The 16,263-nt window shown below is 43.3% G+C and carries 16 protein-coding genes and 1 pseudogene; 8 read left to right on the top strand and 9 right to left on the bottom strand.

Features of this window, described 5'->3' with window-relative positions; translation table 11 throughout:
* Positions 1 to 258 precede the first annotated feature (258 nt).
* From L9Q40_RS06595 to L9Q40_RS06575, 5 genes are all read left to right on the top strand, one after another.
* A complete protein-coding gene (locus L9Q40_RS06595) occupies positions 259 to 1,389 on the top strand; it encodes an amidohydrolase (RefSeq protein ID WP_498792833.1) in 1,131 nt (376 codons plus the stop codon).
* Between the two features lie 297 nt (positions 1,390 to 1,686).
* Positions 1,687 to 3,624 (top strand): putative bifunctional diguanylate cyclase/phosphodiesterase, encoded by a 1,938-nt coding sequence (locus L9Q40_RS06590; RefSeq protein ID WP_498792802.1) that lies wholly within the window; start codon positions 1,687 to 1,689, stop codon positions 3,622 to 3,624.
* Between the two features lie 218 nt (positions 3,625 to 3,842).
* On the top strand, positions 3,843 to 4,199 hold the full coding sequence (locus L9Q40_RS06585; protein ID WP_014231926.1) for a DUF6404 family protein: 357 nt from the start codon (positions 3,843 to 3,845) through the stop codon (positions 4,197 to 4,199).
* 541 nt (positions 4,200 to 4,740) lie between these two features.
* Positions 4,741 to 5,226 carry a GNAT family N-acetyltransferase gene (locus L9Q40_RS06580; protein WP_498792800.1) on the top strand — a complete coding sequence of 162 codons (486 nt, stop codon included), beginning with the start codon at positions 4,741 to 4,743 and terminating at the stop codon, positions 5,224 to 5,226.
* Positions 5,227 to 5,241: 15 nt separating this feature from the next.
* The gene (locus tag L9Q40_RS06575; protein WP_243974025.1) at positions 5,242 to 5,718 is read left to right on the top strand and encodes a GNAT family N-acetyltransferase; all 477 of its coding nucleotides are present in this window, start codon (positions 5,242 to 5,244) and stop codon (positions 5,716 to 5,718) included.
* Positions 5,719 to 5,854: 136 nt separating this feature from the next.
* Here the strand turns inward: L9Q40_RS06575 and L9Q40_RS06570 are convergent.
* The 4 genes and pseudogenes from L9Q40_RS06570 to L9Q40_RS06555 form a co-directional block, all read right to left on the bottom strand.
* Positions 5,855 to 6,031, bottom strand: a pseudogene (locus L9Q40_RS06570) (DapH/DapD/GlmU-related protein); the annotation flags it as partial.
* Positions 6,032 to 6,135: 104 nt separating this feature from the next.
* On the bottom strand, positions 6,136 to 6,930 hold the full coding sequence (gene istB / locus L9Q40_RS06565; RefSeq protein ID WP_050935648.1) for an IS21-like element helper ATPase IstB: 795 nt from the start codon (positions 6,928 to 6,930) through the stop codon (positions 6,136 to 6,138).
* Positions 6,927 to 7,946, bottom strand: a complete 1,020-nt coding sequence (istA, locus tag L9Q40_RS06560; RefSeq protein ID WP_050935650.1) for an IS21 family transposase — start codon at positions 7,944 to 7,946, stop codon at positions 6,927 to 6,929. The genes istB and istA overlap by 4 nt, the downstream gene beginning before the upstream one ends.
* Before the next feature lie 80 nt (positions 7,947 to 8,026).
* Positions 8,027 to 8,398 (bottom strand): maltose acetyltransferase domain-containing protein, encoded by a 372-nt coding sequence (locus L9Q40_RS06555; RefSeq protein WP_498792798.1) that lies wholly within the window; start codon positions 8,396 to 8,398, stop codon positions 8,027 to 8,029.
* 238 nt (positions 8,399 to 8,636) lie between these two features.
* On the opposite strand from L9Q40_RS06555, the gene L9Q40_RS06550 reads away from it, so the two are divergent.
* Positions 8,637 to 9,119: a cytochrome C gene (locus L9Q40_RS06550; RefSeq protein ID WP_498792796.1), complete on the top strand. Its 483-nt coding sequence runs from the start codon at positions 8,637 to 8,639 to the stop codon at positions 9,117 to 9,119.
* A 119-nt stretch (positions 9,120 to 9,238) separates the two neighbouring features.
* Here the strand turns inward: L9Q40_RS06550 and L9Q40_RS06545 are convergent, their stop codons facing one another.
* Positions 9,239 to 10,048: a Cof-type HAD-IIB family hydrolase gene (locus L9Q40_RS06545; protein WP_498792794.1), complete on the bottom strand. Its 810-nt coding sequence runs from the start codon at positions 10,046 to 10,048 to the stop codon at positions 9,239 to 9,241.
* A 198-nt stretch (positions 10,049 to 10,246) separates the two neighbouring features.
* Between L9Q40_RS06545 and queE the strand changes: the two genes are divergently transcribed.
* Together queE and queC are read left to right on the top strand one after the other, a co-directional pair.
* Complete coding sequence (queE, locus tag L9Q40_RS06540; protein WP_237316934.1) at positions 10,247 to 10,897, top strand: 7-carboxy-7-deazaguanine synthase QueE; 651 nt, start codon at positions 10,247 to 10,249, stop codon at positions 10,895 to 10,897.
* Between the two features lie 14 nt (positions 10,898 to 10,911).
* Positions 10,912 to 11,607, top strand: a complete 696-nt coding sequence (gene queC, locus L9Q40_RS06535; protein ID WP_014231919.1) for a 7-cyano-7-deazaguanine synthase QueC — start codon at positions 10,912 to 10,914, stop codon at positions 11,605 to 11,607.
* Positions 11,608 to 11,638: 31 nt separating this feature from the next.
* Here the strand turns inward: queC and L9Q40_RS06530 are convergent, their stop codons facing one another.
* From L9Q40_RS06530 to L9Q40_RS06515, 4 genes are all read right to left on the bottom strand, one after another.
* Positions 11,639 to 13,600, bottom strand: a complete 1,962-nt coding sequence (locus tag L9Q40_RS06530) for a tetratricopeptide repeat-containing diguanylate cyclase (RefSeq protein WP_498792791.1) — start codon at positions 13,598 to 13,600, stop codon at positions 11,639 to 11,641.
* Positions 13,601 to 13,787: 187 nt separating this feature from the next.
* Complete coding sequence (locus L9Q40_RS06525) at positions 13,788 to 14,141, bottom strand: DUF2750 domain-containing protein (RefSeq protein WP_014231917.1); 354 nt, start codon at positions 14,139 to 14,141, stop codon at positions 13,788 to 13,790.
* A 137-nt stretch (positions 14,142 to 14,278) separates the two neighbouring features.
* The gene (locus tag L9Q40_RS06520) at positions 14,279 to 14,899 is read right to left on the bottom strand and encodes an OmpA family protein (protein WP_498792788.1); all 621 of its coding nucleotides are present in this window, start codon (positions 14,897 to 14,899) and stop codon (positions 14,279 to 14,281) included.
* A 2-nt stretch (positions 14,900 to 14,901) separates the two neighbouring features.
* Positions 14,902 to 16,218 (bottom strand): TolC family outer membrane protein, encoded by a 1,317-nt coding sequence (locus L9Q40_RS06515; RefSeq protein WP_498792787.1) that lies wholly within the window; start codon positions 16,216 to 16,218, stop codon positions 14,902 to 14,904.
* Between the last annotated feature and the right edge of the window lie 45 nt (positions 16,219 to 16,263).

Here is a 16,263-nt window from a genome sequence, read left to right as displayed (position 1 = left end):
GTACATTTGTCTTCATGGTAAACACAAACGCATTTGATTGCTATAAATTGTGCTTTCGCAGCATAAATACAAAGCTTCAAAGCAGTGAGACGACGAGAATAGTGAACTGAACATTATCGTTATTCCGACCTTTGGCATGGGAATACTCAACGTTACACGTAACGACAGGTGAAATGTGCGGAATGATATAGTAGGTTGAGTTACGCTACTCTCTGGTTTTACTCAATCTTATGCCATGGTCACGGAGGACATTGTTTTATGGCTGATATTTGCTGGACCCAGTTTCGCCACACTCTGCATCAATTTCCGGAGTTATCCAATCAGGAAACCGAAACCGCGCAGCGCATTATGGAACAATTCCGCCATTTTGCACCGGATAAAGTCGTCACCGGCCTTGGTGGAAGTGGTTTGGCTTTTATTTACCAAGGCAATAAACCGGGACCGACGACGCTGATTCGTTGCGAACTGGATGCGCTACCGATTGATGAGACGAATACCTTCGATCATCGCTCTGTTCACCACGGTGTTTCTCATAAATGTGGACACGATGGGCATATGGCGATTGTATCCTCGTTGGGGGAGATACTTAGTCAAAACCGTCCTGCCAGTGGGAGAGTGATTCTTGCTTTTCAACCTGCGGAAGAAACGGGAGAAGGGGCGATCAACATGGTGAATGACCCGAAGTTTACCGATATGATGCCCGACTATGCGTTTGCTCTGCACAACTACCCCGGTCTGCCTCTCGGACACGTCGCCGTAAAATCCGGCCCGTTTAACTGCGCCTCGCGGGGAATGATCATTCGTTTGCAGGGCAAAACTTCACACGCGGCACACCCGGAAAATGGTGTAAGTCCAGCTATGGCGATGTGTAATATTATCTCGCAACTGAATACTCTGCCCGAATCTCTTAGCGAGCGCTGCTGGGTAACAGTGATTCACGCAAAATTAGGGGAAGTCGCGTTTGGCACGGCTCCTGGGGAAGCGGTCGTGATGGCGACACTGCGCAGTGAAAGTAATCAGACGATGCAAGCCTTAGTCGAAGCAGCAAGCGCACTGGCCGAGCAAAATGCAGACAGCTATGGATTAAATTGGTCACTGGAATGGCAGGATGTATTTCAGGCCAGCGTGAACTCGCAGCAGGGTTGTGAGCTCGTCGTGCAGGCTTGCCGCGATACTGGAACGGCTTATACTTTGCTTGATGAGCCAATGCGTTGGTCAGAAGATTTCGGTCAGTTTACCCAAGTCGCGAAACAAGGAGCCATGTTTGTATTAGGTTCAGGTCGGGAGAGTCCGCAGCTGCATAACCCTGATTATGATTTTCCTGATGAGCTGACCCCTGTCGGACGAGCGATTTTCTTCAGCCTGATAGAAAGGATTAATGGGTTCTAGGTACTGCACTCGAACGTGTTGATGATCAAACGAAGTGACTTTGTCCATGCATCTAGTGTGAATATCGGTAATTAAGCGTGTTAGGAAACTCAGACACGCTTCTGTCCGTCTTTTGAGTCGGCGAGCTTTTACCTGAGAGTGTTAAGATTACTGTAAACTTAGAAAGGTATCATTCTCAATATGGTAATTTTCTTAACAAATATTATTTGTGCAATTAAATCGAGTAAATATATAGACTTATTTGGTTAGACAAGCTAGTTTAAATAGAATAGTGCAACCAATTGCTTAGTGTTTTATATGAACAAACGCAGCCATTTATTAGTCTTTTCCTCTAATATTGTCACCTTACTGGCGATCAATGTTTGCATTGCGTCAATTTTAGTAATGACTAATGTATATGGGCCTCATGCTACTAATGAGAAAATTTATTGGTTGCTATTGATCTATGTAATTACCGGTGTACGTTATTGGGTTCATTATGGTATTTCTAACGACAACCAATATAAATTAGACTTTCATTTTATTGGTGTCACAGTCTCAGCAATTGCATGGGCAGCATACCCTTATATATTTCATCAAACAATGACGTTAGAAGAAGTCATGTTCACATTAGTCATTTTTTGTGGGATGTCGGGCGGTAGCGTCACATTACTCTCTGTTGATCGGCGTTCCGCTCTGGTGTACGTAGCGATTACCATCTTTCCATACAGCTTTATATTACTTACTGGAAACGATGTTACGCTAAGAAACTTTGGGGTAATGGGGATCGTTTATGGAATTGCACTATGTTTGACAGCCATAAGAAGTGCCAATTTTGTTTACGCATCAATCGATAATCAAACTAAAATTGAAAGCTTAGTATCGAGCCTTGAAAATGAGGTTGACTCTAGGACCAGTAGAATACTTACATTAGAACGTCGTGATATGCTTTCCGGGTTATATAACCGAAATAATTTCGCCCCAGCGATTGCTATAAAACGCATTAATAAAAACAATCCTGCACTACTCAATAGCTTTATACATGTTGATATAGAAAATCTGCATCTTATTAACGATAACTATGGTCATGAGTATGGTGACTTTATTATTTCGGAAGTTGGTGAGATATTATTAAATAATGATAAACTTCACGGTTCAATTTCTGCCCGGTATGGGAGTGATGAATTTATTATCCACACTTACGTTTTATCTAAAGTAGAGTTAGAAAAATTCATTAGTGATTTAAAGAAACAGATAACCGTGTATTTTCAGTCAGGAAGTATTCGTGTTAAACCGGACTATCATATTGGCTATTACATTTGTGATGATAGCGTCCCAATCAATACTGCGATCAGAAATGCGTATTTGGCTGTTAGTCATGGCAAAAGAAATAACTTACGTGTTAGTTGTTTTGGCAAGAATATACAAGAGAGTTATGAACGAAAAGAGTATCTATGTGAAGCTATAAAAAAAGCGATTAACGACAATAGTTTTTATATGCAATATCAGCCAATAGCAAGCGTCAGAGATGATAAAATACACTCTTTTGAAGCATTAGTTAGGTGGGATTTAAAAGGGCAACGAGTCTCGCCTGACGAATTTATAAAGGTGGCTGAAGAGTATGGATTGATAATAGATCTTGGGCGGTTAGTGTTAAAAATGGCTATTGAAGCGTTAGCTGCTGTCAACAAGATGCATCCGTACATTTCCATATCAATCAATGTTTCGGTTATTCAGTTCGAAGATGAAACCTTCTTGGATAGTTTAAACCTGTTCATTTCTCAGTATTCTGTAAATCCAAACAATGTTCATTTGGAAATCACAGAAACCGCAATGATTACGAATATTGAGAAGCTAACTCAAAGTATTTTGAGTGCAAAAGAGATCGGTGTGATGATTTCAGTTGATGACTTTGGCACGGGATTCTCTTCTATTTCCGTGCTTAGAAATTTAAAAATAGATTATATAAAAATCGACAAATCTTACATTGATAACATTTGTCTGCATGAAAAAGAACAAAGCATAGTCTCTGCGGTGACTAAGATGGCTCATACGATCGGTACTAAGGTGATCGCAGAGGGTATTGAATCACAAGAGCAGCTAAATTCGATAGCACAAAACGACATTGATTTTTACCAAGGCTATCTGTACAGCAAGCCCGTATCGTATCAAGAAATGCTCTCGTATTGCCAAGATCCCCAAAAGCAAGCTAGCGAATCTTTCCTTTCGTGGACGAGTTCACCTTACACGAGTTGATAGGTCTGGGTGAAGGCTAGATGAGTACCATGAAGAGAATTGCTGTTATTGGGTCCCGTGGTTCAGGAAAACCCACATTTTTATCCCTGCATTGCTCACCCTTAACGCAGCAATGAAATAATCAAATTTTGAAGTCTGTCGTAACATCTAGATTATCCTTTCAGGCGAATGACTTGATGGCCTTAAAATTCCAATGACATATAGTTAGTGGGGTTTTTATGGAAAAGGCAGAATTCATCCGGTTGCACTTGATTGAAAAAGGTGTTCCCGTGGACTTAACTAAACCAACAATATTTGTTTGGCCAAAATACAAAGACCTCTCGAAAAAGCCACTAGTATTCCAGTCGCTAGTAAAAGTGTTTTTAATGGATAGCTTACTTTTGGGGCCACTATGGGGAGCGTTCATGTGGGCATTCTCTTGGCATAAACAGCCTGAACATTGGAGGTTCTATCTTATTGGCTTCGCCTTGTTTGGTATTTTAATGGGATTTATCACCATATTTAGAATTATCAAGGCTAGAAAGAGTTTGGGTGAAAATAACTGGGAAAACTGGTGTAAGCGAAACTACGAGTAACGCACTATGCCAGGCGTTTAAGATGATTTCGAACGCTTGGTATCTTCAATTCTAAGTGGTGTTAGCTTGCTCGAAAACAGTAGTACCAAAAGTATGCTTCTAGAAATAATGGTCTGTTATTGTTGCAGAATTTATCTGCATGGTATCCGAGATGTCGGTTCTCAACATTATTCTCGTTAGTAGTTTTTTATTGAATTTGTCTATAGATTGGTTTGAGCTGGAAAGTGCGAGAACCTCATGCTTGTGGGTTTCATTTCTCGTTTCATGGACGTTTATTCTTGACGAAATGACCTGGCTGCAATCAGGCACTTACAAATGTGCTGAATGGATAAAAACCTTTTTTATTGCCTATATATCCTGTGAGGTGACTGTAATTGTCAACCTGATTTACATGTTGGCGAATAAATATAGTGTAACCTCAATGTCTTGGTATACTCCGTGTTTATTGCTAGCCGGTTGTTCACTCTACAGAAAGGTATATAAAGGTTAGAGTTTGCGTTGCGTACGTCTTCGCTAAGTATTATGTTCGAGAGGAATTTGAATGTTCAGGGAAACAACTAAGGCTGATTTTGAGTTATTTTGGCCAACCTTTTCAGCCGTTATTCGCGATCAGGAAACCTACGCGTTTGACCCAGAAATGACGAAGGAAGAGGCTTACCACATCTGGTGTGAAGTTCCGTTGAAGTCGTACGTTTATGTAGAAAACGACGTGATTTTAGGTTCCTACTACCTGAAGCCTAATGCAATGGGGCCAAGTAATCATATTTGTAATTGTGGTTATATGGTTGCAAGCGAAGCGAGAGGGAAAGGTATCGCGCGCAAGATGTGTGAGCATTCGCAACAGCTAGCCGAAGAACTTGGTTTTGAAGCGATGCAATTCAATAGCGTTGTCTCGACGAATGAAGTCGCGGTTAACCTGTGGCAAAAACTTGGCTTCAGTATAATTGGTACGATACCTAAAGCCTACAGACATGGTCGTTTGGGGTATGTGGACAGTTTAGTTATGTACAAATGGCTCAGACCATAACAATCAGGGCTAAACATGAATCCTGAGTTATTGGGAAGTAGGGTGACGTTAAGGACGATCACAGCGCGCGATGCAGACGATCTGTTTGAAATCTATGGTGATTCTCAAACAATGGAGTTTGCTTCCGATGCTGTTTTTACATCGCAAGACATGATTCAGCAAATGTTGGAGAGCGTCGCCCGGTTAGAGAAGTCAGGTGAATCGTTAGAATGGGCAATTGCCGATAAAAGAACCAATAAAGTAATTGGCACTTGCGGCTTACACACTTTTAGTGATTGTGGTAAAGCATGTGAGGTAGGTTGTTTACTTAATTCGGATTACTGGCGGCAAGGCTATATGTCTGAAGCACTCAGTGTATTGTTTTTACACGCCAAATCGCTGGGAATTACAAAGTTATATGCAGATATAGATGATGGTAACTTTCGTTCTCAGGCGTTGTTTAAGAAGCTGGGTTTCAATAATCAAAATGGCCAGTTTCAACTCACCATTTAAGTCAGCGTTCAGGCAGACCTGAAAGCGGCTGAAGGAATTTAAAAGAGTCGCAAGGCTGATGAGCGTATAGATGAAGTAAAGCCTCGTATGGCAAATCCGAGGCTTCCTATATCATTGTTTAAACCAGTTAGCCTGATTATACAAATTCGAGCGAGCGAACCACTTTACACGGATTACCTACGGCCACACTGTTGGCTGGGATAGACTTGTTTACAACGCTTCCAGCACCAATTGTGCTGCCTTTTCCTATTGTGACTCCAGGCAGAATAATGCAGCCTCCACCAATCCAAACGTCATCTTCTATGGTTATGGGTTTCGCTTGTCCAATATGTTTTTTACGTTCGCGTGTCAACGCCAGTTTAAAATTGACCCACTTATCGACGTTATCGCCGAAGTAAAATTGACCCACCCATACAATTAACTTTTGCCTTCAGATAGACTTTCTAGAACCGCTGGTATGGTTCCAGCCGCTTTCTTTCCTCTTAATCGATAGCTTTCACCGCTGATTTGTACAATGTGCGAGTGATGAAGAAGTCTATCGAGTAATGCCGCCGTCAACGTTGTATCATCGGCGAACGCATTTGACCATTGAGAGAACGGCAAATTACTGGTCACGATAATGCTGCCTTGCTCATAACGTTTGGCGATGACGTTAAAGAACAAGTTGGCCTCTTCTCTGCCGAACGGTAAGTAGCCGATTTCATCGACGATAAGTAGCTTAGGTGCGAGTACACTTCGTCTCAAGTAGCTTTCAAGCTTACCCTGAGCTTTTGCTGTAGATAGCTGAAGCATCAAGTCTGCTGCGGTGATGAACCGTGTCTTTAGGCCCTTTTGAACCGCTATTTGGCCAAGGCTCACTGCAAGGTGGCTCTTACCAACGCCACTTGGGCCGAGTAATACCACGTTTTCCTTTCGCTCAATGAAGGCTAACCCTGTTAACTCCTTGAGCTGTTTTCTTGGGGCACCCGTTGCGAACTTGAAGTCATAGTCATCGAACGTTTTTTCCATTGGGAAGCTGGCGAACTTAGTCAGTGTGGCTCTTGTGCGTTCTGCTCGCGCTTCCAGTTCAGCGTTCAGAAGTGACTCTAAGTAATCGGCTAGACTCAGTTCACGACTGTTGGCTGCTTCTGCCAGTCTCGGCCACTCCTGACCGATAGCTTGTAACTTCAGCGTTGCACAGGCAGCCTCGATACGACTCATTTGAAGGTTCATGGTCGTACCTCCAACAACGCATCATACGTCGAGAGTGGGTGCTGGAAGCTCTCAAGTGGCATCACACTATCGCTTATTGTTAGTGGTGTGACTGGGCGTGTCGGCGATGGTAGCGACTGAAGTGTAAAGCGCTCTTCATCTAAGAGAACCTGAGGCTTTGCACCTGTCGTACCATGAGTTCGTTGGTGAGCGACGGTTTCTAGCCATGCGCCGATATGTCCATTAAGAACATCGACGGTGATTTTAAGTCCGTGTTGCTTGAGTGTCGCCGCAAGAGGAGTGACGAAACTATTCTTCAAGTAGGAGTTAAATCGCTCCACTTTTCCTTTGGTCTTTGCGCGATATGGACGACAGGCTCTCGGTTTAAAATTGTACTTCTTGGCTGCGGTGAGCAGTGCAGGGTTCCAGCGGTGCTCACCTTCACCGTATGCATCACGCTCTATCATGATGGCTTTCGCATTATCGAACAGAACTTCTTTGGGGACGCCACCGAAGTATTCAAACGCTTCTTCAAGACCTTCTATCCAGTCTTCTTGGCGCTCTCGTTCACTAAAGCGAACGAACGTCGCTCTGCTATAACCAAGCGTTGCCACGAAGGCTTTAACACGGACTCCGTAATGGGTGATGGTCGTAAAGTCCACTTGCATCTGCTCACCTGGCAATGTCTCGAACCGAACGACAGGGTCGACAGGCGTACTTGGTTTGTACTGTTTGATGTACTCCTTAAGCATCGTTATACCGCCTTCATAACCAAGTGATTTTAACTCACGTAGTAAGACGGTTGCGGGTATCCAATAAGGCTTTGCGGCTTCAATCCGCGTACACAAGTAGTCATGGTAGGGCTGAAGTTTAGTTGGTCGGGATTGACGCTCGGGGTACACGGGTGCTTTGCTTCTATCTCGCAGATAAGTACGAACGGTATTCCTTGAGATCCCCAGCTCCTTTGCGATACGGCGGATGCTGCACCCTTGCTGATGTAAAACGTGTATTTCCACTAGTTGCTCCTGATTGATCATAATCCGCCGCTTTGTCCATGTTACGAACGGATAGTTTGACTCAGGTGGGTCAATTTTAAATCGGCGTTAGTGGGTCATTTTTACATCGGCGCTGACACGCGAGGGTCTAGCGGGTGAATGGCCGTATAAATTTGCACATTGGGTGCAATAAAAACGTTGTCACCAATCGTCGTTGGACAACAATCTAACAGCACAAAGTTATAGTTAATAAAAACGTTGTTCCCAAGCGTTGTGTTGATGCCGTAGTCAATTCTTACGCCTTTCTCTATATGCACGTTTTCTCCCACGTGCTTAAAAATACTTTTGATAACCTGTGTTTTTTCTTCCGTCTGACGAGAACTTAGCTGGTTGAAGTGATCCGTTTTATCTCTGGTTTGATAGCGTATTTCTACTAGTTCAGGGTCGTTAATTAAGTACGGCTCCCCAGCCACCATTTTTTCGTAGTCCGTCATTCACATAGCCTCGTGATAAATTATTTAAGACAGTATAGAGAAGGCTTCAGAACTCAGACATGAACTAAATGGCTGTAAATATGTAGCATTTCGCTCATTTAAAAGGGGTAATAATCAAGAAGAGGCGAGTAAGTTTATTTCAGAAAGAGAATAATTAGCGTGTTCAACAGTTAATAATCGCGCTTCTTATCGATAGAACTATAATTAGCCTGTATAAAACAGTATAGGTATGGCTATTATGGCAATTCGAAGGATACATTGCGTAATTCTATTGATGACTATCTTTATCTCTCCTGTGGCTACGTCAAGTGATATGGGGGATGATAACAAGGCGAAAGGAAAGTACTTGGTAACAATAGGTGGTTGTAACGATTGTCATACCGCTGGTTATGCACCGAGTGGTGGAGCAATACCCGAGTCTCAATGGCTACTTGGCGAACAGCTCGGTTTTCGAGGGCCATGGGGAACCACTTACCCTATAAACTTGCGAGAGTACATTGGTAATTTGAGTGAATCAGAATGGGTAGCCACAGCAAAAGAGCTCAAAACCAGGCCTCCGATGCCTTGGTGGATTTTAAACACCATGACAGAAGATGACTTACGCGCTGTCTACCAATACGTTAAGAGTTTAGGCAGTGTAAAAAATACGGTTCCATCGTTTGTGCCTCCTGAAGAGGAACCGAATCCACCATATATTCAATGGCCACAGCCACCAGAGTAAAGCCGCTCGATAAATTATCGCGTACAGTTATCCGAAGCTCGGTATAACAAGATTAAAAAACGGCACCCTTAGATTGAGTGCCGTTTGTTACTTGGACTGAAATGTTAAAGCTGAGTTTATTAAGCGTTCAGAACAAACTTTTCGATAGCTCTTGCCACACCATGGTCATCGTTACTTGCCGTAATGTAGTCGGCGATCTTTTTGGTTTCTTCCATGGCGTTTTCCATCGCGATGCCTAAGCCCGCAAATTCCAACATATGATGATCGTTTTCTGCGTCACCCATACAAATCACTTCTTCCGGTTTAATAGATAAGTGCTCAGCAATCGCAGCAATACCAATGCCTTTATTGCTTAATGGGTTAAGAAATTCTAGGAAGTATGCCGCGCTCTGAACGACGGTAAATTTGTCACGCATTTCCGAAGGCAATGCAGCAATGACTTCGGTTAGCTTGCTTGGCTCTGCAACCATCATCGCTTTGATAATTGGGTGGTCATCTTCCAGAGATTCAAAGCACATTTCGGTGACATTAAGGCCGTTAATTTTTGCTTCAATATCGGTGTAAGGGTTGTTTTCGTTCGTGATCAACCCGTGAACCTGACTAAACGCATGCACATAAGCGCCGAGTTCTTTTGCTTTTTGAGCGACCAACTTCGCTGCTTTACCGTCAATGATTTGCTGGTGGATGATTTCATTTGTGCCAATGTTTTTGACCATTGAACCGTTGTAGTAGAGAACGAAATCTTTGTCTGAACGAATGTCCAGCTCATCTAACTTATCTTGCATGCCATCGATTGGACGGCCAGAGGCCAGTACAACCGTCACGCCAGCTTCTCTCGCTTTAGCGATCGCGCGTTTATTTTCTTCTGAGATTACTTTTTCGCTGTTTAACAGTGTGCCGTCCATGTCCAGGGCGATCAATTTATACATTTTACTTACCTTAAAAACTGAAGTTTGTGGCTTGCTTCTTTAACAACCATAGAAACACGTCCTGCCTATGAAACTACAAAATGGTCTATTTTAACAATTAATTTTTGGTTTGAATTGACCTAGACACAGCTCTCCATTAAGGTCTTCGCCTCGAAGTATTATGAGTGAGTGAGTTCTACGTTGTATAAGCTAAATGAGATGTTTGAAACCATCCAAGGAGAAGGGGTCTTTACTGGCGTTCCCGCTGTTTTTGTTCGTCTTCAAGAATGCCCGGTTGGGTGTTCATGGTGTGACACGAAACAGACCTGGGAGGCGGCAGAAGAGGACCAACGTTCGATTGGTGATATTCTGATTAAGACGGAAGATTCTCCGACGTGGTGTGTTGCAACGGCAGAAGACATCGTAGAGCAATATAAGAAGCAAGGTTTCAACGCAAAGCATATCGTTATTACTGGTGGTGAGCCGTGTATTTACGATTTACGCCCGTTAGCACAAGCGTTTGAAGACATGGGTTGCCAGTGCCAGATTGAGACCAGTGGTACGTCAGAAGTCGTTACGACAGAGAAAACCTGGGTGACAGTGTCACCAAAAGTGGCAATGAAAGGCAAATTACCCGTGCTGAAAAGCGCATTGGAAAGAGCGAATGAAATTAAGCATCCGGTAGGAACTCAGAAAGACATCGACCATCTTGATGAGCTATTAGCGTCTGCTGAAATTACGCCGCAGACGATCATTGCTCTGCAGCCGATTAGCCAGAAGCCTCGCGCGACGCAATTGTGTATTGATACCTGTGTTGCTCGCAATTGGCGCTTGTCGATTCAAACTCATAAATACCTAAGTATTGCTTAAGCTCGGAGAGTAACATGAAAAAAGCCGTCGTTGTTTTTAGTGGAGGGCAGGATTCGACTACCTGTCTTGTTCAGGCACTGAAAGAATTTGATGAAGTACACGCGATCACTTTTGACTATGGTCAGCGTCACAAACTCGAGATCGAGGTAGCTCAACAGGTAGCGAAAGATTTGGGTGTTGCAGCGCATAAAGTGATGGATGTGGGCTTGTTAAACGAACTGGCTATTAGCTCTCTGACTCGTGATGACATTCCTGTCTCGCATGAACTGCAAGAAAATGGCCTGCCGAACTCGTTCGTTCCTGGACGCAACATTCTGTTTTTAACACTAGCGGGCATTTATGCCTATCAGATTGGTGCAGAGACAGTTATCACTGGCGTTTGTGAAACCGACTTTAGTGGCTACCCTGACTGTCGTGACGACTTCGTGAAAGCAATGAATGCCGCTTTGGTAAAAGGTATGGATCGTGAGTTGACGATTAAAACTCCATTGATGTGGCTGAACAAAGCGGAAACCTGGGCGCTAGCTGACCAGTATGATGCGCTGCAACTGGTTCGCGAAAATACGCTTACTTGTTACAACGGCATCATCGGCGATGGTTGTGGTGATTGTCCATCCTGCGATCTGCGTAAAGCAGGTTTAGAGGACTACCTGAATAACAAAGACGCGGTTATGCAGTCATTGGTTGAAAAACAAAATTCCGAAGCTTGATACATAAGGGATAACTCCAGTGAGACTGGTATTATCCCTTACTCAGGTTGACAGGCTGGTCGTGAGCATCGACAAACACATTGCTGCCGCTGCTTTTTGCCTGAGATAACGCTTGGTCTAAAATCGAATAAAGTTCATCAAAATGAGTTAATGGATTTGATGTCGCGAGATAGGCCAAGCTTGCTGTTACAACGACTTCTTCATTCTTTTCTGTTTTGATGCTTAGTTCTGAAATCGTTTTGTGTAGACTCTGAATTCGGAATGGGACATCTATTTCATCAACATTCTTAAGTAGTAGAACAAACTCTTCACCACTTAAGCGCCCAATAAAGTCATCTTTGTTCAACTTCGCGCTGATTTTCTGACAAACCTGCTTGAGTACCAAGTCTCCTGCCGGATGTCCGTAAGCATCGTTAATTGACTTAAAGTTATCTAAATCGACCAACGCGAGGACATAGCGTAATTCTCCGTCTGTTTTTGTTGCCTGTCTCTTTATTGTTTCAATACTGGTGGAACGATTCAAAGCGCTGGTCAAACTATCTAAACGCGCCTTTTTCCTAGCCTGTCGCTGCACGACAAGTGTCAGTATGAGTAAAACCACCAAACAGAAAACAATAAAGTTATAGATGGTTTTTTGTTCTGTAAGTTTCTCAAATTCAGTTTGTTTTAGATTGCGCTCAATGTTTAAGCGAGCAAGATTAAGATCGTACTCATACTCATTTTTGGTGAGGTCCAGAGCTTCCATCGCTTTCATGTTTTTTGAATCACGATTTGCTAACTCTAATGTTGAATACGCTTCGTAATGTGACAAAGCGGCTTGAAAGTTATTCAGGGCCTGATAAGCCTTAGAAAGCAGCAGTTGCGCCTTGGCTTGCAGTAATGGCCGTGAATTGTCCGTCGATAATCTTAGCGCGGAATTAGCGTGCTCAATCGCAGTCTTGGCATCCAAACGTTTCAGGTATGCAAAACCTGCGGCTAAGTGCGCTTCGGTTTGAAGATGGTTGTTTCCGTACCGTTCACCAAGCCCCAAGGCTTGATTAACATACTTGAGCGCCTCTTCCACATTGCCAGATTCGGCTTCAGCTGATGAAAGGCCAAGATAAACTAAACCTTGACCGTATGGATACTCAAAATGCTCTAAGATAGTGAGTGAGTTTTTATAGTGTGTAATGGCTTTATCAAAGTCTTTGGCTTTGGCATACATGGCAGCAAGGCTGTGCTCGACCTGTGCTACTTCGACTGGTGTGCCATCTTGTTGACGAGCAAGCAGGGCCTGTATTAGATATTGTTCTGATTGCTCAAATTGCCCAAGCTCTGCCAACAAATTGCCAACATCGTTATAGACTCCAGACGGGTCGCTCTGATAGGGCATATTTGCAAGAAGTCGACGGTATACGCTTATCGATTTTTCATAATCGCCACGAAAATTGTAGTTATTGGCGATGACGCGAAGCGAGAGATCCTTCGGGAAGTTCTCCTGATGCTTATTATCAAAATGGCTTTCTAACGATGAGCAGAAAAAATTCGCTTTGTGGTAACGCCCTTGTTGATTCAAGGTGTAACAAAGTTGGTAATTCATCAGGGCTTCACCCTCGATGCTAGCACTTTGTTTCATCTTATTTCTTAGCGAGATAAAGCTCTTTACCGACGCATCATAGCTGCCTTGTCTTCGCTCATTTAAAGCGAGAATGTATTCGGCTTCGAGCGTGGCAAACGCATTGTTTCGCCCTTGGCTATTCCCATAATAGGGCTGTTTCATGTTAGACATGTATTCATAAATCAAACCACTTACATACAGCTTTTCACTGTCATATTTTGCGGTGTGATAGCGGCTTTGAAGCAGGCTGAGCGCTGACTTGGCATTGGTTTTTAATGTGGCCTGATAAACTGAATGCCATTGAGTAACGTTCTGATTTTGTTGATTGTAGTGAGGGTGACTATAGGCCGGACTACAAAAAAGCAGGAGGCAGAGCAGGAGATACAGCGTGCGCATATTATGATGTTATCGATATTACTTTTGTATGGATAGATTACTCATTATCTACTGAGTTGTATGAATCGGTGAAGTATGTAAAGGCGAAAAGAGTGACAAAAACTATGCGCTTTGTCGATGTTTGGAGTGAAAGTTATAAAAATACCAAATTAAAAGACCCCAGCTTTGTGGGCTGAGGTCTCATCAATTAGTCTACATAAAGTTTTGCTAGATCTTGTGGTTCCATTTCTTTGCCTTCTAACTGCGCGTTCCAGTTAGTGCCAACAAGAACACCATCTTCAGCAAGAGTAAGAAGCCAGTCTTCTACAAAAATATCCAAAGGAATTTCCAGGACATCGAAATCAGCCCACTCTTCAACGTTATGTGCTTCTGCATCTTCTTTCGATGACCAGAAAGGCATAACTTCACTATTTTCGAATTCAGTCGAATCGCAGGATAGCCAACCTTCTTCGTTACGCAGACCCCAAACTAACTGGTTTTCTTTAGTTTCGGACACGAAAAGGTCAAGGTTTTCTTGGATATCTGATGTAAGTTTGCTCATTTCAAAACTCTCATTGTTATGACGTAGCTAGGTTAACATTAAAGGGCGGATTCCTAAAGCATAATACGGTTTGCATCGTTGCTAAAAGGAAAGGAGCCGAAGCTCCTTTGTTTAATTTAATGGTGGCTATATTCAGGTTAATTCTTTGGTAGCGTCGTAAAGACTGTCCACTCTTTTTTTACTTCGCCTTTATACCCGATCACCGTTGCTGTCACACGTCGATTTTGAGCATGGCTCACTGCATCGGTGCCACTAGTTGCCAGAACGGTATCGCCATACCCGACAATAGTGACTCTTCCCGGACTAATTCCGTTTCGGAGTAGCTCACTTCTCACGTTATTAGCACGTCGTTTGGAAAGGTCCAGATTATGCTCTGCGGTACCAGTTCGGCTTGCGTACCCCTGAATTTCAATAGAGGTTTCAGGGTATTCTTTCAAGAAGTTAGACAGCTGGAGAATTTGTTGCGCAAACACTGGGTTGACCTTATCTGAATCATTGGCGAACAACACACGAAGCTGCATTTTCTTTGAGGTGCTTTCGTACATGCCACAGCCATCGTTGTCGATATCGGCCCCTTCTGGTGTGCCAGGGCATAGATCTCTTTCGTTGATCACACCATCGCTATCATCATCAAGGTGGTCGGCGCTTTGCTCAGCGATAGGTGTATCCATGTATTCATATTCGTCACCGTTTTCATCAGGAGAAGAACTACATGCAGCCACGACGAACGACAGTGCAATAATAGTTATGTATTTCATAATTAGTACTCCACTTTATCTAGCCATTCTTGTGGTACGCTAACTCTCAATGCACTGAGAAGTTGGCCAGTTGCGTTCATCACTCTATACTTTGCGAACTGCTCAGCATATTTCGCGTCTAGGTAGTCTTTGCGCGCTTCAAACAGCTCGTTTTGTGTGTTCAATACATCGAGCAGAGTTCGTTGACCGATTTTGTATTGCTTTTCGTAAGCAATCACGGTTTCAGACGCAGAATCGACGTGATCCGACAAGAACTCTTTTTGTTGGAGTGTTAAATCCAGCGCTGTCCAAGACAGTTTTAAGCCTTCTTCCACATTTTTGTACGCACTTTCACGTAAATCCTTAGCCTTATTAAGTTGGTAGGCGAAACTATCTGCGTTTGCGGAATCACTACCACCATTAAACAAGTTATAACGAAGTCGAAGCATAGCTAAGGTTTCGTCACTTCGTCCTTTAAGACCATCAGCGTCATCTCTCCAAGCTTGCGATGCTTCTATCGAAATCGTTGGGTAGAATACGCCTTTTGATTGCTTGTACTGGAACTTGGCTGAGTCGACATCCGCGAGAGCAACTTGAATAACAGGATGGAATTCATACGCTGTATCTATTGCCTCTCCCACAGTGTAAGGGAGAAAGTTTTCGTCTGCTCGTGGAAAAATTAGCCCTTGTGGTGTTTGGCCAACTAGGCGGGTAAACATCGTATGGGTGTCGTAGAGGTTGTTTTGTGCGGCAGCGAGGTTACCGTGAGCTTTCGCAATACGAGCTTCAACCTGAGTTAAATCTGCTGTTGAACCGATGCCAGATTTTACACGCTTTGAAATGTCTGAATAGATGTCTTTGTGAACCGCGAGGTTGTCCTCTGAGAGTTTCAACACCTCGTAAGCTTTCACGGAATCTAAATATACTTTTGTGACCTCTAACGCTTTGTCTGACGCATCAGCTAATAGTTGGAATCGTACCGACTCTGCATCAGCAGCCGTTCTATCAATATCATTCAGCGTAGCACTACCGTCCCATATCAATTGAGTCAACGTGATCGACGCTTCTTTCCTGGTGTAATCTGTATCTCCTCGAGATACCTCATCTGACGGGTCTAGGCCTTCGTAACCAATCCCAGCATCTAAGTCAATGGATGGAAGATAAGCGCCCGTAGATGCGTCATTTATGTAGCGCTTACTCGTAAACTCGTTGAATGCACTTTTTATATCTGGGTTATTTTGTAACGTCAATGTCACTGCTTGCTCTAGCGTTTGACCGAAAACGGGTATAGACACGATTAAGCTGCAACAACAGGCGTATGTGAGTCGGTTCCATTTCACGGTAGTTCTCCTAAAAATCGTGTTGCTTTTTGTTGTTATATCTCA

The sequence above is a fragment of the Allocatenococcus thiocycli genome, assembly GCF_921292965.1.
Classification (GTDB): Bacteria; Pseudomonadota; Gammaproteobacteria; order Enterobacterales; family Vibrionaceae; genus Vibrio; species Vibrio natriegens.
This window is presented reverse-complemented; position numbering and strand designations above follow the sequence as displayed.

Bases quoted from the DNA above. Each gene is read 5' to 3' on its own strand.
- L9Q40_RS06595 (WP_498792833.1), top strand. From the start codon at position 259: ATGGCTGATATTTGCTGGACCCAGTTTCGCCACACTCTGCATCAATTT.
- L9Q40_RS06590 (WP_498792802.1), top strand. From the start codon at position 1,687: ATGAACAAACGCAGCCATTTATTAGTCTTTTCCTCTAATATTGTCACC.
- L9Q40_RS06585 (WP_014231926.1), top strand. From the start codon at position 3,843: ATGGAAAAGGCAGAATTCATCCGGTTGCACTTGATTGAAAAAGGTGTT.
- L9Q40_RS06580 (WP_498792800.1), top strand. From the start codon at position 4,741: ATGTTCAGGGAAACAACTAAGGCTGATTTTGAGTTATTTTGGCCAACC.
- L9Q40_RS06575 (WP_243974025.1), top strand. From the start codon at position 5,242: ATGAATCCTGAGTTATTGGGAAGTAGGGTGACGTTAAGGACGATCACA.
- istB (WP_050935648.1), bottom strand. From the start codon at position 6,930: ATGAACCTTCAAATGAGTCGTATCGAGGCTGCCTGTGCAACGCTGAAG.
- istA (WP_050935650.1), bottom strand. From the start codon at position 7,946: ATGATCAATCAGGAGCAACTAGTGGAAATACACGTTTTACATCAGCAA.
- L9Q40_RS06555 (WP_498792798.1), bottom strand. From the start codon at position 8,398: ATGACGGACTACGAAAAAATGGTGGCTGGGGAGCCGTACTTAATTAAC.
- L9Q40_RS06550 (WP_498792796.1), top strand. From the start codon at position 8,637: ATGGCAATTCGAAGGATACATTGCGTAATTCTATTGATGACTATCTTT.
- L9Q40_RS06545 (WP_498792794.1), bottom strand. From the start codon at position 10,048: ATGTATAAATTGATCGCCCTGGACATGGACGGCACACTGTTAAACAGC.
- queE (WP_237316934.1), top strand. From the start codon at position 10,247: ATGTTTGAAACCATCCAAGGAGAAGGGGTCTTTACTGGCGTTCCCGCT.
- queC (WP_014231919.1), top strand. From the start codon at position 10,912: ATGAAAAAAGCCGTCGTTGTTTTTAGTGGAGGGCAGGATTCGACTACC.
- L9Q40_RS06530 (WP_498792791.1), bottom strand. From the start codon at position 13,600: ATGCGCACGCTGTATCTCCTGCTCTGCCTCCTGCTTTTTTGTAGTCCG.
- L9Q40_RS06525 (WP_014231917.1), bottom strand. From the start codon at position 14,141: ATGAGCAAACTTACATCAGATATCCAAGAAAACCTTGACCTTTTCGTG.
- L9Q40_RS06520 (WP_498792788.1), bottom strand. From the start codon at position 14,899: ATGAAATACATAACTATTATTGCACTGTCGTTCGTCGTGGCTGCATGT.